The sequence below is a fragment of the Legionella sp. PATHC039 genome, assembly GCF_026191275.1.
GTDB lineage: Bacteria > Pseudomonadota > Gammaproteobacteria > Legionellales > Legionellaceae > Legionella > Legionella pneumophila.
This window is the reverse complement of record NZ_JAPHOP010000001.1, coordinates 2095411-2118418: the sequence shown is the minus strand read 5'-3', so window position 1 is coordinate 2118418 and position 23008 is coordinate 2095411. Positions and strand designations below refer to the sequence as shown.

Below are 23008 nucleotides of genomic sequence, written 5' to 3'. Positions count from 1 at the left end.
GCTATGAATCCTTAAGCATTTTTTCTAGATAGTGAATGTTTGTGCCACCTTCCATAAAAGATTTGTCATGAAGAATACGTTGGTGTAATTCAATATTTGTCTTTATGCCATCAATTATAATTTCATCAAGAGCATTACGCATCCTGGCAATCGCTTCTGCTCTTGTTGCCCCATAACTTATTAATTTTCCTATCATGGAATCGTAATTAGGTGGAACAACATAGCTGCTGTAGATGTGAGAATCAAAACGAATGCCTGGGCCTCCTGGTTGATGAAGTAATTTTATGGTTCCAGGAGAGGGCATAAAATTCCTCGGATCTTCCGCATTGATTCGGCATTCAATAGCATGGCCGTGTAATTTAATATCTTTTTGGGTTAATGTCAGAGGAATATCGCTGGCAATTTTGATTTGTTCCTTAATTAAATCAATACCAGTGATCATTTCAGTTACCGGATGCTCAACCTGAATGCGCGTATTCATTTCGATGAAATAAAAACAACCATCTTGAAATAAAAATTCAAAGGTTCCAGCACCTCGGTATTGTAACTCTTTGCAAGCTTTAATCACTGACGCGCCAATTTCTTCCCTTAATTCAGGAGTGATTCCTGGAGCTGGGGCTTCTTCTACGACTTTTTGATGCCGTCTTTGCATCGAGCAATCACGCTCACCCAAATGTATAGCATGCCCTTTCCCATCACCAAGGACTTGGAATTCAACATGGCGAGGATTTTCCAGAAATTTTTCCATGTAAACTATCGGGTTATTGAAAGCGGCTTTTGCTTCGCTTCGGGTTAACGCAATAGCACTAATTAAATTGGATTCGCTATGAACGACTCTCATGCCACGTCCACCACCGCCTCCGGCCGCTTTGATAATGATTGGATAACCAATTTTTCGCGCCAACTCCAGATTTTTGTTATCGTCATCTCCTAAAGGACCGTCTGAACCGGGAACACAGGGTACTCCCGCCGCTTTCATGGCAGCAATCGCGGAAACTTTATCTCCCATAAGACGAATGGAGTCGCCGCGTGGGCCAATAAAACGGAAACCGCTTTGCTCAACAATATCTGCAAAATCTGCATTTTCTGATAAAAACCCATAACCTGGATGTATCGCTACTGCATCAGTAATTTCTGCCGCAGATATAATTGCAGGAATATTGAGATAGCTTTTTTGGGCAGGTGCAGGGCCTATGCATACGGTTTCATCAGCCAGGCGAACGTGCAATAAATCTTTGTCGACATCAGAGTGAACAGCAACAGTCTGAATGCCGAGTTCTTTACAAGCACGCAGTATACGAAGCGCAATTTCGCCTCGATTAGCAATAACTATTTTACTGAGCATAAACAGGCCCCTCTATTCTATAATAAACAAGGCCTGGTCATATTCAACAGGATCCCCGTTTTTTACCAAGATTTCAACAATTTTCCCAGCACGATCGGCTTCAATTTCATTGAACATTTTCATTGCTTCAATAATGCATAGAGTATCTCCTGCTTTAACAGATTGTCCCACTGTTACAAAAGGTGGGCTTTCAGGAGATGGCGCTGTATACATTGTTCCAACCATTGGTGAACGAATTTTATGACCTGAGGAGGCTGAAGTAACTTGTTTATTTTCAATCACATGAGGTTCGGTGGTGGAAGTATTGGAAGAAGGAGTAGGGGCCGGTTGCTTCACAGCAGAAGGAGCCACATAATGAATTTGAGGAGCTGTTTCTGCTACTATATTACTATGCCGACTTAGTCTTAACGACTCTTCTCCTTCTTTGATTTCAATCTCTGAAATACCAGTTTCTTCCAGGAGTTCAATAAGTTTTCTGATTTTTCTAATATCCATTTGTTTTTTCTCTCTACTTTAATTCTTTGATAATCGCTTGTAAGGCCAGTAAATACCCTTTCGTCCCCAAACCGCTAATGACACCAACGGCAATATCTGAGAAATAGGAATGGTGACGAAAAGTTTCACGGGAAAAAATGTTACTTAAATGAACTTCAATAAATGGGATGGCAACCGCACTTAAGGCATCTCTAAGAGCAATGCTTGTGTGAGTAAATGCTGCAGGATTTATGATAATGTAATCGATTTTATCAATTCCAGCCTGATGGACAGCTTGAATTAACTCTGCTTCAGCATTGCTTTGAAAGCAGCTGAGTCGAATCCCTGCATTGTCTGCTTCCTGGATTAAATCACCATTGATTTGAGTTAACGAAGCATGTCCATAAACGGACGGTTCTCGGGAGCCTAAAAGGTTTAGATTAGGACCATGTAATACTAGAATTTTTTTCATTACACATCAGTATAGTCTGAGATTTGCAGATTTTGCCTGAACTTTATGAACATGTCTATATATCTGCGAGGATATCGGCAAGATCTCCGCAAGTTTAGCAAGAAATTTTATATTTGGTAAAAAGCAAAGGATTGTACTTAAAGAGTGTAGCAATTTTAGGATTATGATATTTTTATTTATTTCTTGAGCCAGGAAGAGCTTATGTCTAAAACGTTTATAACAGATGTCACCTTGCGTGATGCCTATCAATGCTTAATCGCTACAAGAATGCGCACTGAAGATATGTTGCCAATCTGTAATAAAATGGATGATGTAGGATTTTGGGCTATGGAAGTCTGGGGAGGCGCTACTTTTGATGCCTATTTGCGATTTTTAAAGGAAGATCCCTGCTCAAGATTGCGTCAACTTCGCCAAGTGTTACCGAATACTCAACTCTCTGTGCTGTAAAGAGGTCAAAATTTGTTAGGCTATTGCAATTCATGTTTCTGCTGGTGATGAAGTCAAGGCCGGGCAAGCTGTACTGGTTATTGAAGCAATGAAAATGGAGACAGAAATAAAAGCACCTGCAAATGGGGTGGTTGCAGAAATATTATGTCAAAAGGGAGACAAAGTGACTCCAGGGCAAGTATTAATCAGAGTGGAGGTGAGTTAACGGGTAGTTAAGTGTATTATTTTCACTACTTGTTTTTACCTATTCCAACATTATGTAAGAATTTTTATGTTATTAAAAATAACAACAAGGTTAATTAGAAACCTTTTAGGTTTAAAAAGAAATTGCTTTATTATTTTATTAGGTTAAAATTGCACCACTTAGGTCAATTTTTTTGGAAATTATTTAGAGAGCCCAAGTCCATCAGTCTGTGGCTTTTCAAAATGTCGGATAAACTCAAGTTTTGCATTTGAGCAAAATTAGTATTTTCAAAAATAATAAATTTGTGCTAGTTTGGAAAAGTTTGGAAAAGAGTTCTTGCATTTTGAAAATGGTAGTTGGTTATATGCCTAGAAATATTAGGATACTATCCAAATAATTGAATTAAAAAGGAAAATGCTTTTTTATTATCTTAAGTATTGTCCCGATTTGGATCATCCTTAATTTTGCAGTTGAGCATTAGTCTACGCTAAAAAATTAACTGAAAAATTATAGGGGAATATAACAAACCTGGGCACTCCAGGAAGAGTTGCTGTATGAGAATTTAGTTTAAGGAGTTAGAATCAATGCACCCAAATTATTATTTGTCACCTTTAGCTGTAGCTATAGCATTAGGGATTGCTTCACCTGTGAAGGCAGCCGACCCGATCCCTTTACAAAAGTCATCTTTTTCTGAAGTCACACAAAAATTTCAGTTGACTTTGCCTGGTGTTATGAAAGGTGCTGTAGTTTCAACGAATAGTTTGCAGTTTATAAGACAGCATACTGACGGGAATAAAGTGACGCATGTTCGTATGCAGCAACAATATGCTGGGTTTCCAGTTTTTGGTGGTTACGCTATCCTGCACAGTAAGAATGCCACTCCTGGTTTAGCGACGGCAAAATCTGATGTGAAAATGAATGGTGTGATTTATGATGGGTTGCAAGCAGAATTAGGCCAGCCTAAACCTTCATTTGTGAAAAATGCTTCTTTGGCATTACAACAATTTAAGGATAAATACGCGAACAAACAAATTAGTGAAGATCAAGTAACCCCAATGATTTATATTGATGAAAAACATCAAGCTCATTGGGCTTACAAAGTCAGCGTTTTAGTTATCCATGACGATAGAATTCCTGAGCGACCAACAGCAATTATTGATGCAGAAACCAATAAGCCTTTTGTTCAATGGGATGATGTAAAAACGGAAAAAGTTCAAGCAAAAGGGATGGGCTTTGGTGGAAATCGTAAAATTGGTGAATATCAATTTGGCAAGGACTTGCCATTATTAGAAATCACACGTGATTCAAGTGTTGAAATGTGCTTTATGGAAAATACCGATGTTAAAGTAGTGGACATGGGACATAAGTACTATTCAAATAACAAACCTATGCAATTTACTTGTAAAGAGACTCCCGATACTCAATCTACTAAAACTTATTATACCGGATATTCGGCTGATGGTTATGATAGAGATAATGGAGCCGCTTCTCCTACCAATGACGCATTGTATGCTGGTTATGTTATTAAACACATGTACCACGATTGGTATGGTGTAGAGGCTTTGACTAAATCAGATGGATCGCCAATGCAATTAGTTATGCGAGTGCATTATGGTCAAGGCTATGAAAACGCCTACTGGGACGGCAAACAAATGACCTTTGGTGATGGTGACACCATGATGTATCCTTTGGTTTCTCTTGGTGTAGGTGGTCATGAAGTTAGCCATGGATTCACTGAACAACATTCTGGACTTGAATATTTCGGTCAGTCTGGTGGCATGAATGAGTCGTTTTCAGATATGGCTGCTCAAGCTGCTGAATATTATTCAGTTGGAAAAAACAGCTGGCAGATCGGCCCGGAAATAATGAAAGAAGACAGTGGTTATGACGCATTGCGTTACATGGATAAACCAAGCCGTGATGGTATGTCTATTGATGTAGCTGATGATTATTATGGCGGGTTAGATGTTCATTACTCTAGTGGAGTGTACAACCATTTATTCTACATATTAGCCAATCAACCTAATTGGAATCTTCGTATGGCTTTTGATGTCATGGTGAAAGCCAATATGGATTATTGGACGCCTTATTCAACATTTGATGAGGGTGGTTGCGGTATGTTGAGTGCTGCTAAAGACCTAGGTTACAATCTCGATGATATTAAGAAGTCATTGAGCGAAGTGACTATAAATTATCAATCTTGTTATGTCGATTAATTCATTTTATTGATTGATAAAATTTAGCCAGAAGTCGACTGATGACTTCTGGCTTTTCCATATGAATATGGTGTCCACCATCTAACCTCTCAATTTTAATATTTTTTACTGCTTGAATCCTTGCTTTCATCTTATCCGAATCAAATGAAAATCCTTTGCTGGCCCAAATAAGGTAAGTTTGAGCTTTTATTTCTGTAAGGCACGACAGAACTTGGGTTTCAGTCATTTGTAATGGAGATGGGGCTAATAGCCTGCGATCGTGTCTCCAATAATATAGACCATTTTCTTGTTGAATTCCGCGTTCGCAAAGTGACTTGGCAATATCCAGAGAAACATATCCTTTAACGGAGCGGGCAAGAGCAGCATGTTCAAACTTATTGTAGCCTTTTGCTTTTTTTGATTGTTTTTGTGATAGATAGTCCAGGTATTTTGACAGTTGCTGGCATGCTGTTTCTGCCGGGTGAGAAAAAGGGCCTAAACCTTCGATTAAGCTTAATGAAAGAAAACGATCCGGTGCAACCCCTGCTACAAGACTTCCCAAGCAGGCTCCCATAGAGTGCCCTAGCAAGTGAAGCTTATTTAGTCCCAAGGCATTAATAATTTCAACAACAGTAAATATTCCATCAGTAAAATGATATATGCACCCTGGGGGTAAGTGTGAAGAATGACCATGTCCAGGCAGATCTACGGCTATAAAATAGTAATCATTCTGTAAATGTTCGGCAATATCATCAAAACTATTAGCATTATCTAACCACCCGTGCAAGGCAAGAATTGGCGGATTGTCAGGATTTCCCCATACTTTGCATGCTATAGATAGTCCCGGGATACTTAAAATCTTTGTTTTCATCAATTTTCTTTGGTTTGTAGGTAATAGTTATAGCTTATTACTTTATACACAGGGATGTAAATTCAGTTTTTAAAATAGTCAGGACTTGCGAAAAAAACAATTTCTTCGCCAAAAAATGCTTTTAATCCGGTTATTTAGTTTATTTAAACTCCCTATTTAAAAACAATTTTTGCTTTGATCTTGGTTTTTTTCGCGAGTCTTGATAGTAATTGAAATAGACAAAAAGCAATAAAGTAAGTCGACTATTGGGTTTACTTGTAACAAACTATAAAAGATCACAAAATAAGTGGCTTTACAGGTTTTTGAGGAAGGGCCAATATTATGATAAATAAAAATAATTCTGAGTCCGAGCTAATCATGTTTAATGACAAATTCTTTTCAAAATGTGGGTTATAATTATAAAGCAATACATTAATCCTATTACCATTATACTGATTATAGAAACCTAAATGAGAGATAGAGTATCTATGCAACCCGAGGCGCGCAGCGTATCGCTGATAACATATAATATTCATAAAGGTTTTGGAGTAGGTGCAGTAAGGTTTTTGCTTCCAGAAATGCGAGATGCTATCGCTGGATTAAATCCGGACTTTGTTTTTTTACAAGAAGTGCAAGGTAAACATAGAAAACGCGAAAAAAGAATTGTCAGTTGGCCTGATTCCCCTCAATGTGAGTACATTGCTGAGAATATATGGCCACATTACGTTTATGCAAAGAATGCAGTATATCAATCTGGTCACCACGGAAATGCTATTTTAAGCAAATACCCGTTCGAGAGTTTTGAAAGTATTAATCTTTCAAACATGAACAGAGCATCAAGAGGTATACTTCATACCCAATTAAAATTGGAGAATAATATTATTCATCTTTTGTGTGTTCATTTAGGCCTATTTAAGGCAGAGCGTACTGAGCAATGTAAGGCATTGATACAACGTATTAAAGATGTTGTGCCTAAAAATGAGCCTTTGATAATGGCAGGAGATTTTAATGATTGGCGTCATGTTATTTCTAAAATCCTTGCTGAAAACTTAGGGATTGAAGAAGCTTTTGTCGCGCTTGAAGGACAACATGCCCGTTCATTTCCTGCCATAAAACCTGCTTTGTGTGTCGACAGGGTGTATTTTCGCGGGATGAAAGTTCAAGAGGTTGCTTGTTTACAGGGTAAACCTTGGCGGATGTTATCTGATCATTTACCCTTGTATGCACGTTTTGAATTATTATGACAGGGCTACCTCCAGTCTCTTTATTGAAAAGATTTTTAATGCGGTCATTTGGTTTATTCCAACTCCCTCATTTAAAATTTTTTTGCCTTGACCTTGGGGTTTTTAGTAAGCCTTGTATGATTAAGATTAAAGCGACAGTCTTCCTGGTCGAGAGAAGGTTCTGTCGCTATTGCAACTTTACTCCATGTCGTTTTGGTATTCACCCAAACAAGCCATACTGTTTAAGCGGGCTCTCTTAATTAAAGCCTCTTGCGCTTTGGCAATATTTGCTTTGTTTCCACACCATTCCTTTAAGCAATCCTCTTGTAATGCTCTTCCAAATGAAAAACTTAATAACCAGGGTTGGTGGCCAATTTGATTGATTGCATTCAAATTAGCGGTAGCCTGTTGGGGTGTTTGGCCGCCAGAGAGGAAATTAATAGTAGGTACTGACGCTGGAACATTATTACGAAATACACTAATGGTGTAGTCAGCCACTTCTTCAGGATCGCTAAACGGGGTCACTTCTTTACCACAGGTAACCATACTCGGTTTAAGTATAATATGCTCCAACTCCACTTGATGGATAAACAAGGTATGAAACAGCTCATGGAGAACCATTTCACAGACTTCAGCACAATGTTCTATGCTATGGTTGCCATCCATTAATACTTCGGGCTCAACAATTGGAACGATGCCGACTGATTGACAAGCAGCAGCGTAACGGCCCAAATTTTCAGCTCCTGTTTTGATTGCAGTTAGGCTGGGAGTGTATTCAGAAATTGAATAAACGTTTCTCCATTTTGCGAATTTTGCACCTAATTTTTTAAAATGAAGCAGACGCTCAGTTAAACCATCTAATCCCTGGGTGACTTTTTCATGTTCTGTATTGGCTAAATCAACAAGCCCTTTGTCTACTTTAATTCCAGGAATAATGCCTTTATTAGCAAAAAGCTCAGGAATTGGTGTTCCATGCTTATTAGTTTGAGTAAAAGTTTCCTCAAATAAAATGACGCCGTTGATATACTGTTCTAAATCAGGAGTGGTCGCTAGTAACAAGCGATAATCTCTTCGATTTTCCTCGGTATTTTCTGTATTGATTGACGCAAAGCGCTTGCCAATTGTACTGTTGCTTTCATCTGCAGCTAAAATACCTTTTCCTTCATGCAGCATTTGCTCCATGGTATTTGATAATTCTTCATAACTCATAGCGTGTTTATCTCCTAATTATCGGGTGTCGACCTTTCGAAGTGGTTTGGCACCTATTAAATTTAAATAACGATCAGTCATCTTTTGTCAAATCCGGGTTATTTACCGAAAGGATAACACTGATTAACAATGGTTTTTGATGCGATATTTCAGCGTGAAATATATTTTTCACGTACAATATGTTGCATGGAAAAACCATGTTCTTTTAAATAATTAAATGCCTCGTCGATCATACCTGGATTTCCACATAAATAAACCATATCGCGAGTTGGATTTAAATTAAGCTCTGGAAATGCATGTTGTACATAACCACTGTATTCATTATTTTTCAAGTCTTGTTTTTGCACACGGCTTAAATAGGGACGAAAACTTGCTTGAGGATATTTTTTTGCAAAGGCTTGAAAATCATCTGGATAGAGAATCTCTTCGCTGCGTTGCACTCCTTGAAGGATGACTACCTGCAAATCAGGATGTTTTTCTATTCTTTGACCAAGCTCATGAAGCATGGCTCTATAAGGTGTGGTACCAGTACTAGTCGCTACCAATATGTATCTTCCTGGAGTTTCATCTTTAAAAATCAAACGACCGAAAGGTCCATTAATGTGGATCACATCACCTGGCTTTAAATTGTAGAGTAGTTCTGTGCCTGGCCCTCCTTCGAAATACCCGGCAGCAAATTCAATGCGATTATCCTTTTTGGGTTCATTGGCAATACTGTAACTACGCTTTAAGTTTTTTCCATCATGCTCAAAATGAATAGTGATAAATTGTCCTGGTAAATATTCAAAAGGGGGTGATAATTCACAATTGAATATAAAGTGCTTTACCTTGGGAGAAATCATGAAAGACTCTTCTAGAGTGATGGGGAAAGTATTTATTTGCATAAGGAATATCAACTTTTATTCTAAAATGATTAATATAGGGGAAAAATTATGCATTGCAAGAGCTAAGCGCATATAATTAACATATGAACACGATAGATTTAATCACTATATTAGGTAATATTAGCCAATCCCTTTATCCTGTGCAAAAACTTATCACAGGAGGAGCTTATATATTGGGTGTCTTATTTTTTTTAACGGCAATTGGCAAGTTAAAAAAAATCGGGGATCATCGGGCTCAATCCTCCTCGCAGGAAAAAATGTTTACTCCAATGATGTATTTATTAGTTGGGGCACTTTTAATCTACTTGCCTTCGGGTATGGATCTTATGGCAAACACCGCTTTTGGTGTCGGTAATGTATTAACTTATTCCAATTATAATCCCGCCAATATCTACAGTTCAATGGGGTTTTTAATTCGCACGGCGGGTGTTCTGTGGTTTATACGTGGATGTGTACTTGTCGCTCATTCTAGCCAGCCAGGTACTCAACAAGGGCTAAAAGGATTGGTATTTCTTATTGCAGGCGTTTTTGCAATGAATTTTGATAATACGATTGCCATGATTAATTCTGCTTTAGATTATTTTGTCAAAGCAACCTTATCAGTAAAAGCCGCAGCGGGATTCTAGTTTTTCCTAAGTCCTGAGAAAATAAAACTGGAGGGCAATCCTTTGGAATGTTATAAGTCTTCTTCACCACAGATTTTCAAGTTGTTAGCTTTAGCAAAATCCATAATTGCCTGATAAACTTGTGGGCTTGATTCCTTGAGTTTGGGATCAAGTAAAACGCATTTATAACCCTCACTATTAACACTTGGCTGCAAGAGCGGAGAATAATAAATTCTACTATTTTTAAAAACAGCTAAAGAACCGCTCATACGCTCAGCCCAGTCGCTTGGGCGAAATGTTTTGCCTTGTGAAGTAACACCCTCAATGACAATAGTTTTATTTTTTCGATTAGACATAACTCTATGCATATTAAATACAGTATGATAATTATATCATCATCATGCTGGGCCTGCAGGGAAAATTAATTATTTTATTGCAATAAATAGCTGTTTCGCTTTAGTCATTGCCAATCATTAGTCAAAATTGCATGCTGTCTTTATGACTAAGCATAAGTTTCCATAGTAGATTTAGTTCTACTTATGATAGCATGTCCTTGATTTAAAAATGAATGAGGTATGATTGCGAATGAATAAAGAAAATCATTCTGGGATTTATTTGTTACCAAATTTATTAACGACTGTCAGTTTATTTGCGGCATTTTATTCAATAGTGGCTTCCACAAAGGGACAATATGAGGCTGCTATTGTCGCTATGTTTATAGGAATGATCGCTGACAGTCTTGATGGACGGATCGCCCGGTTAACCAATACACAAACTGAGTTTGGTGCTCAATACGATAGTTTGTCTGATATGGTTACTTTTGGAGTAGCGCCATCCTTGCTGTTATATAATTTAACTCTGCATCAATTAGGAAAATTTGGCTGGTTGGTCGCATTTATTTATACAGCGGCTGTTGCGTTGCGTCTCGCTCGGTTTAATACTCAGATTGGAAAATCAGATAAACGTTATTTCCAGGGCCTCCCATGCCCACCGGCTGCAGCAGTAATGGCTTCTTTTGCTTGGATCTGTTTTCAAAATGAATGGGCAAATTTGATTGTATCTTTATTTACAGCTGTCCTGGCTTTGATTGTTTCCGTATTGATGGTGAGTAATTTACGCTATTACAGTTTTAAAGAAGTAGATTATAAGGGTAAGGTTCCATTTTTATATGTTTTAGTGATGATTCTTTTGTTTGTTGCAATTGCTGCAAATCCTTCAATAGTGCTTTTTGCAAGTTCAGGTATTTATGCTTTGTCAGGCCCTATGTTGACGGTGATTTCATTACATAAAATGAGGAAACAAAGAAGAAATATGAGCAAATGACATGGATTGGTCTTTCTTGATGAATTATTATGTAAATCTGTGGCCCAGACATGTGAACAGTAGATTTCTTCAGATTAGTATCAATTATGGTGTATTGAGATCTTAGGTTGGTTTATTGAATCACAGGTTGATCATAATAAAGATGTTACAAGAACTGAGAGGAAGATTGATGGAGAACAGGAATCTCTGGGTGTCGCAAAAAGATATGGAGCAGAGGTAAACAGCGTTGGTTAGTATTCTTTATTCACTTTCCCCAAATCGATTATTGATTAATTCGACTAAAGCTTCATTCATGCGTTCTTCATCTGGACCGTCAATTTCCAACGTCAACTCACTACCTTTGTTAGCAGCAAGCATCATCACACCCATAATGCTTTTGCCATTAACGGTCTGAGTATCTTTGGTTACATCAATATGGCTTTGAAATTTTGCTGCTGTTGAGACAAATTTCGCTGAGGCACGAGCATGTAAACCGAGTCTGTTGATTATCTTTATTTTGGTCTTGATCATAGCACATACAATGTATCATGACTCTGGCATCAGGTACAGTGATTAAATAAGTGATTTTAGTAATCAACCCTCTTTCTCAGTGCTATGACCTCATCTAAAAAACGTTTATTTGTTTTATGTCAGCTTACATGAGCACTGAGAAGGTGTTGATATTAAATTAAATTAAAAGAGTTTGTATTTAAAATAACATTTAATCCCTGTCTCTATGGGCTAAAATTTTTTCTTTATGTTTAATCAGTTGTCGATTTAATTTGTCCACCAAAGTATCAATAGCAGCATACATGTCTTCTGATTCTGAACTGGCATGCAACTCACCTTTGGTAACCAATACGGTCGCTTCTGCTATTTGCCTTACTTTTTCGACATCAAATACTACATTAATTGCTCTGATGTGATCAAAATGACGCTCAAGCTTATCAAATTTTTCTTCAGTGAATGCTCTTAGTGCAGGAGTGACATCCATACCATGTCCAGTAATGTTGATTTGCATAAAACCTCCTTTCGTTGACCGATTAATTAACTACTAATAACCTTTCTTTCATTGGATGGGGGAATCCCCATTGCTTCGCGATATTTGGCAACAGTTCGTCTTGCTACTTTAATGCCTTGCTCACCTATTAGTTGGGCAATTTTACTATCACTCAAAGGTTTTTTTCTATTCTCTGCTGAAATTAATTTTTTTATTACCGCTCGGATTGCAGTGGAAGAGCATTCTCCTCCGCTATCAGTATTGACATGGCTGGAGAAGAAGTACTTTAACTCAAAAACACCTCGAGGAGTGTTAATAAATTTTTGAGTTGTCACTCTTGATACCGTTGATTCATGCATATCCAAGGCAGAAGCTACATCATTCAATATTAATGGTTTCATCGCTTCTTCACCAAGTTCCAGAAATCCATGTTGGTATTCCATGATACAGGTTGCTACTTTTAGAAGTGTTTCCTGACGGCTTTGAATGCTTTTTAAAAACCAACGTGCTTCTTGTAAATTATGCTTTAAGAATTGATTATCCAGGCTATTGTTTGCGCGTTGGATTAAAGCGGCATATTGGCTATTGATACTCAGCCTGGGAAGAATATCTTGATTCAAAAAAACTTTCCATTGATTATCTATCTTTTTAACAGTTAAGTCGGGAATAACATATTCAATATTATCTTGATGGATCAAACTTCCTGGTTTTGGATTTAATTTATGAATGACTTGTAATATTTCATGAATTGTTTTTTCACTTATTTGATGACTTTTCATGAGTTGTCTGTAGTTATGTTGCCCGAGCAACTCAATGTCTTCAAGAATGACTTTCTTGGCAGTAGCCAAAAGCTTGGGTTCCAGTGGAAGTTGTTCCAATTGCAAAACGAGTGTTTCTGCTAAATTAACAGATGCGCATCCTACGGGGTCAAATAATTGAAGCCTGTGTCTCACTGCTTCTATTTCTTCTATATCCAGAGGGAAATCATCGCTATTTAAGCTGGAGTGAATTTCAGCAACGGGTATAGTTAAAAAGCCGTCATCGTTTATCGCATCAATAATTGTTGTAGCAATGACTCGGTCAATATCGCTCATAGGCGTCAGGTCAAGTTGCCAGTTAAGATGATCTTGTAAATTGGTGGTAGTGCAGTGTAAATTATCGAAATTGTAATCGTTTTCTTCAAAATTATTGCGCTTGTTGAAGTTATTATACAGTTGCGACCATTGAAAATCTGAATATTCATCATGGTTCTGATTGGTATTTATTTGGGCGTCTTCTTTTTCTTCAACAGGAGTGGCTTCAAGCAAAGGATTTGATTCAACAACGAGTTGAATTTCTTGTTGTAAATCAAAGGTGGATAATTGCAGCAGTCTTATGGCTTGTTGCAGTTGTGGGGTTAACGTGAGATGTTGACCAATACCAATCTGCAATGTCGGTTTCATTCAAATCCTCTTTTTTTTCACTGTCTTTAACTATCAGTTTAAACGATCCACAAGGATTATCCAGTGCTTACGGTCGTTAATTTGAATTTAAAAGTAATGGAATTACCTATATTTTTAATAAAATGATAGGCTTGTTTTGAAATATAACAAATTGGTTTTTAAAGTGGATAATGATAGGACGTAAGCCCCAAAGACAGGGGCCTATCAATTTATTTTACTTTTTTCTCTTTGAAAAGCACGTGCTTTCGTACTTTAGGGTCGTACATCATTAATTCCATCTTTTCAGGATGGTTACGTGGATTTTTGGTAGTGGTTTTATAGTATCCAGTTCCTGCTGTGGATTCCATTTTCACTTTAATTGTAACAGCTGCCATGGCTTATCCCCTTGTTATATCTTCTCGCCTTTAGCTCTGATTTTATCCAGAACTACCTTTATGCCTAACTTGTCAATAATTCTCATACCCTTAGTACTTAACCGCAAGGTGACAAATCGATTTTCTTCTTCAACCCAGAATTTATGATTCTGAATGTTAGGCAGGAAGCGTCTTTTGGTTTTGTTATTAGCGTGCGACACTTTATGACCAACCATGGGTCGCTTGCCAGTTACCTGACATACTCTAGACATTGTGTTACTCCAAGATAAAAAAAATTTTAACAGCCCTTACCAATGCACTACAGTGGTGTTTATTTTGGCGGGCTTTCGTTGTAAAAAATAACCAGATATGAAATACAAGAGCGGTTTTATAACAAAAAAACCCAAATATTGCAATATTTTTACTTTGTTTTCATTAAAAACTGATTTTTCAGGGCTATTGTCCAAACAGGTATCTGGTAAAAGTAGAATATTTAATCAAAATCAGTATAATCCTGAAATTTTATATTGAGTTATTGTGATGCAACGTAAGATTAAAAGTTACGTGTTGCGCGCTGGGCGAATCAGTAACAGACAGCAACAAGGATTAGATCTTTGGCTTGAAGACTATGAATTAAAATTTGATAGTCCCACTCCCTGGAATTTTGCAAAAGAATTTGGCCGTCATGATGCGGATACTATTGTAGAGATTGGTTTTGGTATGGGTACCTCGTTGTTTACCATGGCAATGAATAACCCTCAATGTAATTATCTGGGCATAGAAGTACATAAAGCAGGCGTTGGTAGTCTGGTAGCAGATTTGCATGAGTGCCAGATAACTAATGTGCGGGTAGTAGTGCATGATGCAGTAGAAGTATTACAAACCAAAATACCAGAAAACTCACTTGCCGGGGTTCAAATTTTCTTCCCCGATCCGTGGCATAAAAAGCGTCATCATAAGCGACGACTGATTCAATCCGAATTTATTCAAATGTTAGTAAAAAAAATCAGGCCATCGGGGTTTATTCACTGTGCTACTGATTGGGAAGATTATGCGGAGCACATTTTAAATGTTTTATCTTCAGAATCCGCCTTGTTTAACCAACAAAAAGATGGCGGATACTCACCTCGCCCGGACTCAAGGCCGTTAACAAAATTTGAGCAGCGTGGTGAGCGTCTAGGCCATGGGGTATGGGATTTGGTTTTTATAAAAAAATAAGGAAGTTACCAATGATAAAGCATGCAACTCTTATTAGCGGATTGATTGTTTCCTTTTTAGCTTCAGCAGCTGAAATGTCATTTTTAGCCCAATTGACGGAGGTACCTGGTGCCTCTGGGTACGAAAAAAATGTTCGTCATTTGGTGCAAAAACAGTGGCAACCCTATATGGCGGAGCTAAAGATCGATGGTATGGGTAATTTGATCGGCCAGCGGAAAGATAATCAGCAAGGACCGAAATTACTCTTCATGGCACACCTTGATGAAACGGGGTTTATGGTGGAATCCATAACACCTGATGGCTTTTTGAAAGTGATCCCTTTAGGCGGGATCGCAAACTCGGTCATCTATGCTCAACGCTGGACAGTTTCAACACCCAAAGGACCTGTGTTAGCTTATTCTGGCATGGATTCTCCGCATTTATTGGGTGATAAGAAAATGTTAGGGTCCCCTGATATCAATGCCCTGTTTTTAGATATCGGAGCAGAGAATAAAGAACAAGCCCAGAAAGAATTTGCAATCCAACCTGGCCTTGAAGTCACACCAGTAAGTGAATTTAGCCAATTAAGCAAGAACAGATTTTTAGGCAAGGCCTTGGATGATCGCCTAGGATTAGCTGTCATTAGTGATGCTCTGAGAGCAGTAAAACAACAACCCAATCAGTTATATCTTGCTGCCGCAGTGCAAGAGGAAGTTGGCATGCGGGGTGCCAGTACAGTATATAAAGCGACTCATCCAGATATTGCAATTAATGTTGAAGTGGGAATCGCTGATGATTATCCAATGCTGCTGGCTGATAGAAAAGGTCGAATTGGTTTGGGGAAGGGACCATCCTTGTTTGTTTATGACAAATCAATGATTCCCAATCAGGAGTTAATTAACTGGGTAATGGAACTTGCTAATAAAAATAATATCCCGCTACAACTTGAGGTGGAGCCAGGATATGGTGAAGATGGTTCGAAGGTTCAGGCATCAGGCATGGGCGTTCCTGTCGTCAACATAGGTATCCCTATTCGATATGCACACCAACATGCCGGGATATTTGATAAAAGAGATTACGATAATACAGCTAAATTGTTGAGGTTGATTGCTGAGAATTTGAATCAGGAAGTGGTTGACAAGATTAAAAAGAGTTAACAATATTTTGATCTTCCATTGTCCATTGTGTAATATTGGTGTCCTATAAATAGTTTATAAATAAAGGAAGTATCATTATGGATTTTGTAAGTGAAATGAATAAGATTCTACAAATGGAATTAGAGCAATTTAAAGAATTTATTCAAAAGAAGCTGGAAGAAGATAAAAATTATTTAGAAAAGTTATTTTGGTTGCCGAATGGTTCTCAAATGACTGTTTTAAATTATTTGATCGAACAATACTCTGAGCCTAAGCTTGGTATAGACGATGCAAATAGGGATTTGCTTGCCAAAATAGATTTTGTCCTTCACGAGGCTAAAGATGTGAATGTTGGTGAGCCCTTGCACCAGGCAATTGTTGCTGGAAAAATTTCCTTGGCACTCCATCTGTTGGGAGTGGATGAAAATAATTTCACACCCGAGGAGAGTGAAAAAACGGATGTTTTGAGTATTTTGTCTAAAGTAAGGAAAAAAATCGAAGAGTCTTTTAACCACGTTAAAAGATGTTTTTTTGATGTGGATAAACGGGATGGTTATGGGCGCACTTTGTTGTCTTTGGCATTAGATACCAAACGCCAGGAATTATTAATTGCCATTTTAGCCAGGAATCCCATTGTACACGCGACAACGTTAAGATCCTCAGCCTATGTTCCTTTCCAGCCTATTCACCAGGCTGTTGTTTTGGATTATGCGCAGGGCATTACCTTATTGGCCGGCATGGGGGCGCAATTGACAAATCCCCTGGGTAGCATGAGAGACACTCCGGTCATTTTGGCCGCTCGTTTGGGGAAAATAAATGCACTGGCGGCTTTACTGGAGTTACCAACTCAAAGTTTGTCTCTTGAATCCGAAAACAATCATTTATTCGAAGACAAACAAACTGGCCATACAGCAGTGGAAGAGCTATGTGAACGCATGGCCAATGAGAATGATAAAGCAGATGCTCTTCGTGGGATTGCCATGCTAATATGCCGTGGCGCTGAACCACCTCGTAATGAAAAAATGCGAAATTTATTAAGCAGCAACCGGGTTGCCTTCTTAAAAGCGGTCAGTACCTATTTGGCAGATAAGCCTCAATTGGTCGATGCTTTTGTAGAGCGTTGTCATCTACGAGAAAGTGCTTTACATAATATAGTTTATGCCGATCATTCATGGGGGAGTTCTATTCGTCATTTACTCGGTGTTCCCAGTGAGGCGGCCCTTATTGTTGAAGAGTTAGTAACGAGAAAATACAGTGATCCTTCCTTTGCCAGCGAAAATGTTTCGTCATTATCAACTACTGCTACGGAAAATCTACGTTCAGAGAGGAACCCACTGAAACTCTATGCCGAATTTGTCAGGCGATACACGCAAGCATATGATAGCCAAATGATTACCAATCGTTGGAGTACCATGCGCTGGATGATCGCCGAAGGAAATTGTGATTGGGATACAGTAGTTCGGTATTCGAAAAATCATCCAACGAGCCGTACCAGGATTGTGTTGAATGAAATGTTTAACCCGATACCGAGGGTACATGAGGATATTGAGTCTCAACAGAATTCTCCACGAGTTGTCCTAAAATAATTTATGTCAATATTTTGATCTTGAACCTTCGACAGACACCTCGGCGGTCTGCGAAGGTTTATAAAACATCTTGAGTATTTCCAGATGATTGCCAAGTACAGATAGTCTTTTGCTTCATTTCAATATACAAGTCCAGGGCAAGATCATACCTTTTTGACCAGTAATTATCATTTAGTATGATTTTTCAGTGATTTGTGATCAAATACTCATTTTTTGGATGACAAGAAATGAGTTTTGTAGAAAATTTTTCCATACTTAAAGATCCTCGTAGCGAAATAAATCAGCGCCATAATCTGCTAGATATCTTATTTTTAGCAGGTACTGCGGTGATGTCTGGAGCTGAGGGATGGAAAGACATAAAGGATTTTGGAGAAGAAAAGCTTGATTGGCTAAGACAATATCGGGATTTTAAGCATGGGATACCAGCCGATGATACCATAGCTCGTGTAATTAGTGCTCTTGATTCAGAGCAGTTCACGTTGTGTTTTGTAAATTGGGTGAATGAACTTCGTTCGAAAGATGGTCGAGAACAAATAGCAATAGATGGAAAAACTCTACGCCGCTCATATACAGGTGACCGCACCACAGCCTTACATAGCATTACTGCATGGAGTAAACGAAATGGGTTGATATTAGCTCAAATGCGCTCTAATGGAAAAGCAAACGAAAAAGCCAGTGTGTTAGAAATGCTAGACCTCTTGGAGCTTAAGGGAGCAATTGTTACTGCCGATGCTATGAATACAGAAAAGAAGATAGCTAAAAAAATACATGATAAAGGCGGAGACTATGTGCTTTGTGTTAAAAACAACCATAAAAAACTATTGAATGAAATTAAGGATTATTTTCATATCATGGAAAGAGACCATCGAGAAATCTGGTCACAAAATTACTTCGAAGAAGTGGACGCAGGCCATGGACGCATAGAAACAAGAACATGCCGGCAAATCGTAATTAGTCCATGGATTGAAGGTTACGCCGACTGGCAAGGATTACAAACCGTAATTGAAGTAACGCGAACACGTGAAATAAAAGAAAAAACCGGCACTGAAGTACAATACTATATCAGTTCCTTGCCCTTAGAGCCTAAACAAATTGCAGATGCTATCAGAGAGCATTGGGCAGTCGAAAACAAAGCTCACTGGGTGTTGGATGTGACCTACAAAGAAGATGACTCAAGAATACGCAGAGACAATGCAGCAGAAAATCTAGCCTTGCTTCGTAGGTTTGCACTCAATCTGGCTCGACTTCATCCTCAGAAAAATAGCATGAAGGGAAAATTAAAAAAGGCTATGTGGTCTGATAAATTTAGAAGTGAACTCTTGATTGGGCAAATTCAGGGCAAAGTATGATTTTGCCCTGTATACAAGTCTTGAAGTATCTACTTGCTTAAACTTCATATACCCCATAAAATCCTAAATTCATTTGAAATTGCTAGGAGTAGTACATGGGGTGGAATGAGCCAGAGAAGGGCAAAGATCCATGGTCGGGTAAAAATCAACCTCCGGATTTGGATGAAGCTCTTAAACGTATCCAGGATAAATTGAAGAAAACATTTTTTGGAGGCACGGGCAAATCAAATAATAATTCGTCAGGTGGTTCCAGTGGCGGGTTGCTTGCTGTCACAGTTTTATTAATAGCTTTTATTCTTTGGGCTCTTTCTGGTATTTTTATTGTCGATCCTGCAGAGCAAGCTGTGATACTCCGCTTTGGTAAATATGCAGAAACAGTTGGCCCTGGTCCTCATTGGATTCCTCGTTTTATCTCATCAAAGATTGTTATGAATGTGGATAGGGTGCTAGATTACTCCTACTCTGCTCAAATGCTTACCAGTGATGAAAATTTAGTATCGGTCTCTTTGGCTGTCCAGTACCGCATTAATGATTTGAGTGAATATTTGTTTAATGTCGCAAATCCTGAGGAAAGCTTACAACAGGCAACTTCCAGCGCTTTAAGGCAGGTTGTAGGCACGACAACCCTGGATCAGATAATAACTGAAGGTCGAGAAGTTTGGGGTGGTAGAGTACAAGAAACTCTGACGAAAACTTTAGAAAGCTATAAGACCGGAATTTTAATCGTTAATGTGTCACCCCAACCTGCCAGAGCTCCAGAAAGTGTTCAGGATGCTTTTGATGACGCGATTAAAGCTCAAGAAGATGAAAAACGTTTCAAGGAGCAGGCTTATGCTTATGCAGCAAAAGTAGTGCCCATTGCAGAAGGTAAAGCGAGTCGTATTCAACAGGAAGCAGAAGCTTATTCAAAGCAAGTTGTTTTAAGGGCACAGGGAGAAGTAGCGGAATTTTTAGCCTTACTTCCTCAATACAATGCGGCTCCTCAAGTTACGGCTAAACGGATGTACCTTGAAGCTATGCAAAAAGTAATGAATAAGAGCAGTACGATTATTGTTGACAGTAAAGCAGGAAATTTATTGTATCTACCTTTAGACAAACTACTTGGTAATCAATACGTTCCGCAATCTGAAAATCTAAAAGCCATAAAAAACGGTGCGAATGTCAGTAATGAGGAGGACAACTTGATTCTTTCTGGAAGAGATCTCACAAGACCAACTTATAGTCAAGGGAGAGATTGAGAATGAATGCATTTAAAACGACATTGGGTGTCTTAATCTTTTTGGTACTAGTGCTTTTGTTTACCACTATGTTTACTGTCACGCAAGGACAGCAGGGTATTATTTTACGTTTAGGACGTTTGGTAAAAGATCCTCAAACTGACGCAGTGAAAGTGTTAAATCCTGGGCTCCACTTTAAAACCCCTTTTATCGAAAGTGTACGCATATTCGATACACGCATCCAAACCATGGATATCAAATCGACCCGTATTGTGACCAAAGAGAAAAAAGATGTCATGGTTGACTATTATGTGAAATGGCGAATTTCAGATTTGGCCCAGTATTTTAAATCAACAGGTGGAAATGAATTTAAAGCTGAAACTTTGCTAGAACAACAGTTAAATACCTTGCTCAGAGCCCAATTTGGTAAGCGTACCATATCCGATGCTGTTTCAGGAGGGCGTGATGATGTTATGGAAATACTGCGTAATGCTGCTGAGAAGCAAGCTGGTGAATTAGGTATTAAAGTGGTTGATGTTCGTATTAAAGGTATTGAATTGCCTTCAAATACCAGTAATGCCATCTATCAACGCATGAGAGCTGATATGCAAAAAATTGCAAACAGACATAGAGCTGATGGACAAGCTGCCGCAGAACAGATCCAGGCAAAAGCTGATGCTGATGTCACGGTTTTATTGGCTAAAACTAAAAGTAATGCTCAGCGAATTAGAGCAGTTGGTGAAGCGGAAGCAGCGGCTATCTATTCCAAAGCATACACTCAAAATCCTGATTTTTTTGCATTATACAAGAGCTTGCTAGCTTATGAAGCCAGTTTTCATAGTAAAAAAGATATTTTAATACTGGACCAAAGCAGTTCATTTTTTGATTATTTCAAACAAGCTACGCCAAAAAATGATGGTACAGCGGCTAAAAAGTAATTATAATGTGAAATTTTGCTGTAATCAGGTTCAATATTTATTAGCATCATCCATCTAATATAAATGCAGTTGGGTTTCTCGTAAAATGCAACTGCATTTTTAATTTTTACAGGTATGCAAACAAAGAGTAAATCATGGGTAAGAATGTTGTTGTTTTGGGTACACAATGGGGAGATGAAGGCAAAGGCAAAATTGTTGATTTGCTGACACAAGATGCTCAAGTGGTTGTCCGTTATCAAGGGGGCCATAATGCAGGCCATACATTAAAAATCAATGGAGTAAAAACAGTACTTCGTTTAATTCCATCCGGGATGCTTCGCCCTAACGTAACCTGCTATATTGCAAATGGTGTGGTCTTATCACCTCAGGCATTGCTTAGTGAAATTAAGGAGCTTGAGGGTAATGGCGTTAATGTGAGGGAGCGATTACGCATTAGCCTGGCTTGCCCCCTGATTCTCCCTTACCACATTGCTTTGGATAAGGCTCGTGAGACACATATGGGCAAGTCTGCAATCGGAACAACAGGCCGCGGCATAGGTCCTGCTTATGAGGATAAAGTGGCTCGGCGTGCTTTAAGAGTAGGTGATTTATTTCATAGAGACCGATTTGCCAGTAAATTAACAGAGTTATTGGATTATCATAATTTTGTATTAACACAATATTTCAAACAACCAGCTGTTGATTTGGAATCCCTATTGGATGAGTCATTACAATGGGCTGAAGAATTAAGACCAATGGTTTGCGATGTTTCTGCCTGTTTGCATGAACATAGAAAACAAGGTGAAAACATTTTATTCGAAGGGGCGCAAGGTGTTTATTTAGATATTGATCATGGAACATACCCCTACGTAACTTCTTCAAATACTTGTGTGGGATCTGTAATTAATGGTGCGGGGTTTGGTCCTCGCTATATTGATTACGTGTTAGGCATTACAAAAGCTTACACAACTCGAGTTGGCGGTGGCCCATTCCCCACTGAATTACTTGATGACGTTGGAAAACGCATTGCGGAACGAGGACAGGAATTCGGAGCAGTAACTGGTAGGCCCAGACGTTGTGGGTGGTTTGACGCTGTTTTATTAAAACGCTCGATTGAGTTAAATAGCATTTCTGGACTCTGCGTTACCAAATTGGATGTGCTTGATGGTTTAGAGGTATTACGGATTGCTGTGGCTTATAAAGACAGGGATGGCAATGAATTATCTCGACCTCCTCTGGCAGCTGATGATTTCAACGATTTGTTACCAGTCTATGAGGAGCTTCCTGGTTGGCAGGAATCTACTGCTGATGTGACGGTGATGAGCGACTTACCTGCTAATGCAAGGGCTTATCTAAAGCGAATAGAAGAGATATTAGGAATTCCTATTGATATGCTATCAACAGGACCTGAAAGGGATTCAACAATTACTTTACGAGGTCCTTTTCTTTGATACAAAGATAAAGTTTTGTAACCACTATGAGTGTCATGCAAGGATTTCTTGATATGACACTTTTCGCCTTTTAAGTATTATTGTTCTGTGTTTTAGCAAGCTATTTACTTGGGGGCCGCAAGCAATTCTTGCATCGCTAAATTTCATTTCATGCTAAAGTTAGTGTACAT

At 38.5% G+C, this 23008-nt stretch carries 24 protein-coding genes and 1 pseudogene; 13 read left to right on the top strand and 12 right to left on the bottom strand.

The annotated features are described in order from the left end of the window. Position 1: 1 nt before the first annotated feature. From accC to aroQ, 3 genes are read right to left on the bottom strand one after another with little or no spacing between them, the layout of a single operon-like run. The gene (gene accC / locus OQI99_RS09570) at positions 2–1345 is read right to left on the bottom strand and encodes an acetyl-CoA carboxylase biotin carboxylase subunit (RefSeq protein WP_265731788.1); all 1344 of its coding nucleotides are present in this window, start codon (positions 1343–1345) and stop codon (positions 2–4) included. Positions 1346–1357: 12 nt separating this feature from the next. Next, positions 1358–1840, bottom strand: coding sequence for an acetyl-CoA carboxylase biotin carboxyl carrier protein (gene accB, locus OQI99_RS09565; RefSeq protein ID WP_265731787.1), 483 nt, complete (start codon positions 1838–1840; stop codon positions 1358–1360). 13 nt (positions 1841–1853) lie between these two features. Beyond that, the gene (gene aroQ / locus OQI99_RS09560) at positions 1854–2291 is read right to left on the bottom strand and encodes a type II 3-dehydroquinate dehydratase (RefSeq protein WP_061513192.1); all 438 of its coding nucleotides are present in this window, start codon (positions 2289–2291) and stop codon (positions 1854–1856) included. A gap of 201 nt (positions 2292–2492) precedes the next feature. On the opposite strand from aroQ, the pseudogene OQI99_RS09555 reads away from it, so the two are divergent. From OQI99_RS09555 to proA, 3 genes and pseudogenes are all read left to right on the top strand, one after another. Next, positions 2493–2735, top strand: a pseudogene (locus OQI99_RS09555) (pyruvate carboxylase subunit B); the annotation flags it as partial. 25 nt (positions 2736–2760) lie between these two features. Continuing rightward, positions 2761–2943, top strand: coding sequence for a biotin/lipoyl-containing protein (locus tag OQI99_RS09550; protein WP_154694777.1), 183 nt, complete (start codon positions 2761–2763; stop codon positions 2941–2943). Positions 2944–3506: 563 nt separating this feature from the next. Further along, positions 3507–5138 carry a zinc metalloprotease ProA gene (proA, locus tag OQI99_RS09545; RefSeq protein ID WP_265731786.1) on the top strand — a complete coding sequence of 544 codons (1632 nt, stop codon included), beginning with the start codon at positions 3507–3509 and terminating at the stop codon, positions 5136–5138. Position 5139: 1 nt separating this feature from the next. Here proA and OQI99_RS09540 read toward each other — a convergent pair whose 3' ends face one another. Then, positions 5140–5988 (bottom strand): alpha/beta fold hydrolase, encoded by an 849-nt coding sequence (locus OQI99_RS09540; RefSeq protein WP_011214717.1) that lies wholly within the window; start codon positions 5986–5988, stop codon positions 5140–5142. A 467-nt stretch (positions 5989–6455) separates the two neighbouring features. Here OQI99_RS09540 and OQI99_RS09535 point away from each other — a divergent pair, with 467 nt between their 5' ends. Continuing rightward, complete coding sequence (locus OQI99_RS09535; protein WP_265732359.1) at positions 6456–7211, top strand: endonuclease/exonuclease/phosphatase family protein; 756 nt, start codon at positions 6456–6458, stop codon at positions 7209–7211. A gap of 177 nt (positions 7212–7388) precedes the next feature. On the opposite strand, the gene OQI99_RS09530 is transcribed toward OQI99_RS09535, so the two are convergent. Next, positions 7389–8399: a class I fructose-bisphosphate aldolase gene (locus tag OQI99_RS09530; RefSeq protein WP_265731785.1), complete on the bottom strand. Its 1011-nt coding sequence runs from the start codon at positions 8397–8399 to the stop codon at positions 7389–7391. Between the two features lie 149 nt (positions 8400–8548). Continuing rightward, entirely contained in the window at positions 8549–9283 is a 735-nt protein-coding gene (locus OQI99_RS09525) for a ferredoxin--NADP reductase (RefSeq protein WP_265731784.1), read from the bottom strand. 83 nt (positions 9284–9366) lie between these two features. Between OQI99_RS09525 and dotV the strand changes: the two genes are divergently transcribed. Beyond that, positions 9367–9909: a type IV secretion system protein DotV gene (dotV, locus tag OQI99_RS09520; RefSeq protein WP_010946221.1), complete on the top strand. Its 543-nt coding sequence runs from the start codon at positions 9367–9369 to the stop codon at positions 9907–9909. Between the two features lie 50 nt (positions 9910–9959). On the opposite strand, the gene OQI99_RS09515 is transcribed toward dotV, so the two are convergent. Continuing rightward, complete coding sequence (locus OQI99_RS09515; RefSeq protein WP_011945638.1) at positions 9960–10244, bottom strand: DUF3579 domain-containing protein; 285 nt, start codon at positions 10242–10244, stop codon at positions 9960–9962. Positions 10245–10473: 229 nt separating this feature from the next. Between OQI99_RS09515 and pssA the strand changes: the two genes are divergently transcribed. Then, complete coding sequence (gene pssA / locus OQI99_RS09510; protein ID WP_265731783.1) at positions 10474–11211, top strand: CDP-diacylglycerol--serine O-phosphatidyltransferase; 738 nt, start codon at positions 10474–10476, stop codon at positions 11209–11211. A 240-nt stretch (positions 11212–11451) separates the two neighbouring features. On the opposite strand, the gene OQI99_RS09505 is transcribed toward pssA, so the two are convergent. From OQI99_RS09505 to rpmB, 5 genes are all read right to left on the bottom strand, one after another. Beyond that, positions 11452–11721 (bottom strand): HPr family phosphocarrier protein, encoded by a 270-nt coding sequence (locus OQI99_RS09505; RefSeq protein WP_010946224.1) that lies wholly within the window; start codon positions 11719–11721, stop codon positions 11452–11454. 190 nt (positions 11722–11911) lie between these two features. Continuing rightward, positions 11912–12211, bottom strand: coding sequence for a ribosome hibernation promoting factor (gene hpf / locus OQI99_RS09500; RefSeq protein ID WP_061513198.1), 300 nt, complete (start codon positions 12209–12211; stop codon positions 11912–11914). A 26-nt stretch (positions 12212–12237) separates the two neighbouring features. Beyond that, positions 12238–13632, bottom strand: coding sequence for an RNA polymerase factor sigma-54 (locus OQI99_RS09495; RefSeq protein ID WP_265731782.1), 1395 nt, complete (start codon positions 13630–13632; stop codon positions 12238–12240). A gap of 209 nt (positions 13633–13841) precedes the next feature. After that, positions 13842–14006, bottom strand: coding sequence for a 50S ribosomal protein L33 (gene rpmG, locus OQI99_RS09490; protein WP_003635328.1), 165 nt, complete (start codon positions 14004–14006; stop codon positions 13842–13844). Positions 14007–14020: 14 nt separating this feature from the next. Beyond that, positions 14021–14257, bottom strand: a complete 237-nt coding sequence (gene rpmB / locus OQI99_RS09485) for a 50S ribosomal protein L28 (RefSeq protein ID WP_061513200.1) — start codon at positions 14255–14257, stop codon at positions 14021–14023. 268 nt (positions 14258–14525) lie between these two features. On the opposite strand from rpmB, the gene trmB reads away from it, so the two are divergent. The 7 genes from trmB to OQI99_RS09450 all read left to right on the top strand — a co-directional run bounded on the left by trmB (position 14526) and on the right by OQI99_RS09450 (position 22838). After that, a complete protein-coding gene (gene trmB / locus OQI99_RS09480; RefSeq protein ID WP_265731781.1) occupies positions 14526–15203 on the top strand; it encodes a tRNA (guanosine(46)-N7)-methyltransferase TrmB in 678 nt (225 codons plus the stop codon). 11 nt (positions 15204–15214) lie between these two features. Then, positions 15215–16339, top strand: coding sequence for a M42 family metallopeptidase (locus OQI99_RS09475; RefSeq protein ID WP_265731780.1), 1125 nt, complete (start codon positions 15215–15217; stop codon positions 16337–16339). Between the two features lie 77 nt (positions 16340–16416). Continuing rightward, positions 16417–17904: a Dot/Icm T4SS effector AnkC/LegA12 gene (gene ankC, locus OQI99_RS09470; protein WP_061513201.1), complete on the top strand. Its 1488-nt coding sequence runs from the start codon at positions 16417–16419 to the stop codon at positions 17902–17904. A 227-nt stretch (positions 17905–18131) separates the two neighbouring features. After that, positions 18132–19253, top strand: coding sequence for an ISAs1 family transposase (locus tag OQI99_RS09465; protein ID WP_061514717.1), 1122 nt, complete (start codon positions 18132–18134; stop codon positions 19251–19253). 95 nt (positions 19254–19348) lie between these two features. After that, complete coding sequence (gene hflK / locus OQI99_RS09460) at positions 19349–20491, top strand: FtsH protease activity modulator HflK (RefSeq protein ID WP_014843369.1); 1143 nt, start codon at positions 19349–19351, stop codon at positions 20489–20491. 2 nt (positions 20492–20493) lie between these two features. Further along, positions 20494–21408: a protease modulator HflC gene (gene hflC / locus OQI99_RS09455; protein ID WP_265731779.1), complete on the top strand. Its 915-nt coding sequence runs from the start codon at positions 20494–20496 to the stop codon at positions 21406–21408. A gap of 134 nt (positions 21409–21542) precedes the next feature. Next, on the top strand, positions 21543–22838 hold the full coding sequence (locus tag OQI99_RS09450) for an adenylosuccinate synthase (protein ID WP_265731778.1): 1296 nt from the start codon (positions 21543–21545) through the stop codon (positions 22836–22838). Positions 22839–23008 lie beyond the last annotated feature (170 nt).

What these genes read in the sequence shown, in the direction of transcription:
- hpf (WP_061513198.1), bottom strand. Translation starts at nt 12,211, where the DNA reads ATGCAAATCAACATTACTGGACATGGTATGGATGTCACTCCTGCACTA.
- accC (WP_265731788.1), bottom strand. Translation starts at nt 1,345, where the DNA reads ATGCTCAGTAAAATAGTTATTGCTAATCGAGGCGAAATTGCGCTTCGT.
- OQI99_RS09515 (WP_011945638.1), bottom strand. Translation starts at nt 10,244, where the DNA reads ATGTCTAATCGAAAAAATAAAACTATTGTCATTGAGGGTGTTACTTCA.
- OQI99_RS09505 (WP_010946224.1), bottom strand. Translation starts at nt 11,721, where the DNA reads ATGATCAAGACCAAAATAAAGATAATCAACAGACTCGGTTTACATGCT.
- proA (WP_265731786.1), top strand. Translation starts at nt 3,507, where the DNA reads ATGCACCCAAATTATTATTTGTCACCTTTAGCTGTAGCTATAGCATTA.
- OQI99_RS09535 (WP_265732359.1), top strand. Translation starts at nt 6,456, where the DNA reads ATGCAACCCGAGGCGCGCAGCGTATCGCTGATAACATATAATATTCAT.
- OQI99_RS09530 (WP_265731785.1), bottom strand. Translation starts at nt 8,399, where the DNA reads ATGAGTTATGAAGAATTATCAAATACCATGGAGCAAATGCTGCATGAA.
- dotV (WP_010946221.1), top strand. Translation starts at nt 9,367, where the DNA reads ATGAACACGATAGATTTAATCACTATATTAGGTAATATTAGCCAATCC.
- OQI99_RS09475 (WP_265731780.1), top strand. Translation starts at nt 15,215, where the DNA reads ATGATAAAGCATGCAACTCTTATTAGCGGATTGATTGTTTCCTTTTTA.
- hflK (WP_014843369.1), top strand. Translation starts at nt 19,349, where the DNA reads ATGGGGTGGAATGAGCCAGAGAAGGGCAAAGATCCATGGTCGGGTAAA.
- trmB (WP_265731781.1), top strand. Translation starts at nt 14,526, where the DNA reads ATGCAACGTAAGATTAAAAGTTACGTGTTGCGCGCTGGGCGAATCAGT.
- OQI99_RS09540 (WP_011214717.1), bottom strand. Translation starts at nt 5,988, where the DNA reads ATGAAAACAAAGATTTTAAGTATCCCGGGACTATCTATAGCATGCAAA.
- pssA (WP_265731783.1), top strand. Translation starts at nt 10,474, where the DNA reads ATGAATAAAGAAAATCATTCTGGGATTTATTTGTTACCAAATTTATTA.
- rpmG (WP_003635328.1), bottom strand. Translation starts at nt 14,006, where the DNA reads ATGGCAGCTGTTACAATTAAAGTGAAAATGGAATCCACAGCAGGAACT.
- OQI99_RS09465 (WP_061514717.1), top strand. Translation starts at nt 18,132, where the DNA reads ATGAGTTTTGTAGAAAATTTTTCCATACTTAAAGATCCTCGTAGCGAA.
- hflC (WP_265731779.1), top strand. Translation starts at nt 20,494, where the DNA reads ATGAATGCATTTAAAACGACATTGGGTGTCTTAATCTTTTTGGTACTA.
- OQI99_RS09450 (WP_265731778.1), top strand. Translation starts at nt 21,543, where the DNA reads ATGGGTAAGAATGTTGTTGTTTTGGGTACACAATGGGGAGATGAAGGC.
- accB (WP_265731787.1), bottom strand. Translation starts at nt 1,840, where the DNA reads ATGGATATTAGAAAAATCAGAAAACTTATTGAACTCCTGGAAGAAACT.
- aroQ (WP_061513192.1), bottom strand. Translation starts at nt 2,291, where the DNA reads ATGAAAAAAATTCTAGTATTACATGGTCCTAATCTAAACCTTTTAGGC.
- ankC (WP_061513201.1), top strand. Translation starts at nt 16,417, where the DNA reads ATGGATTTTGTAAGTGAAATGAATAAGATTCTACAAATGGAATTAGAG.
- rpmB (WP_061513200.1), bottom strand. Translation starts at nt 14,257, where the DNA reads ATGTCTAGAGTATGTCAGGTAACTGGCAAGCGACCCATGGTTGGTCAT.
- OQI99_RS09495 (WP_265731782.1), bottom strand. Translation starts at nt 13,632, where the DNA reads ATGAAACCGACATTGCAGATTGGTATTGGTCAACATCTCACGTTAACC.
- OQI99_RS09525 (WP_265731784.1), bottom strand. Translation starts at nt 9,283, where the DNA reads ATGCAAATAAATACTTTCCCCATCACTCTAGAAGAGTCTTTCATGATT.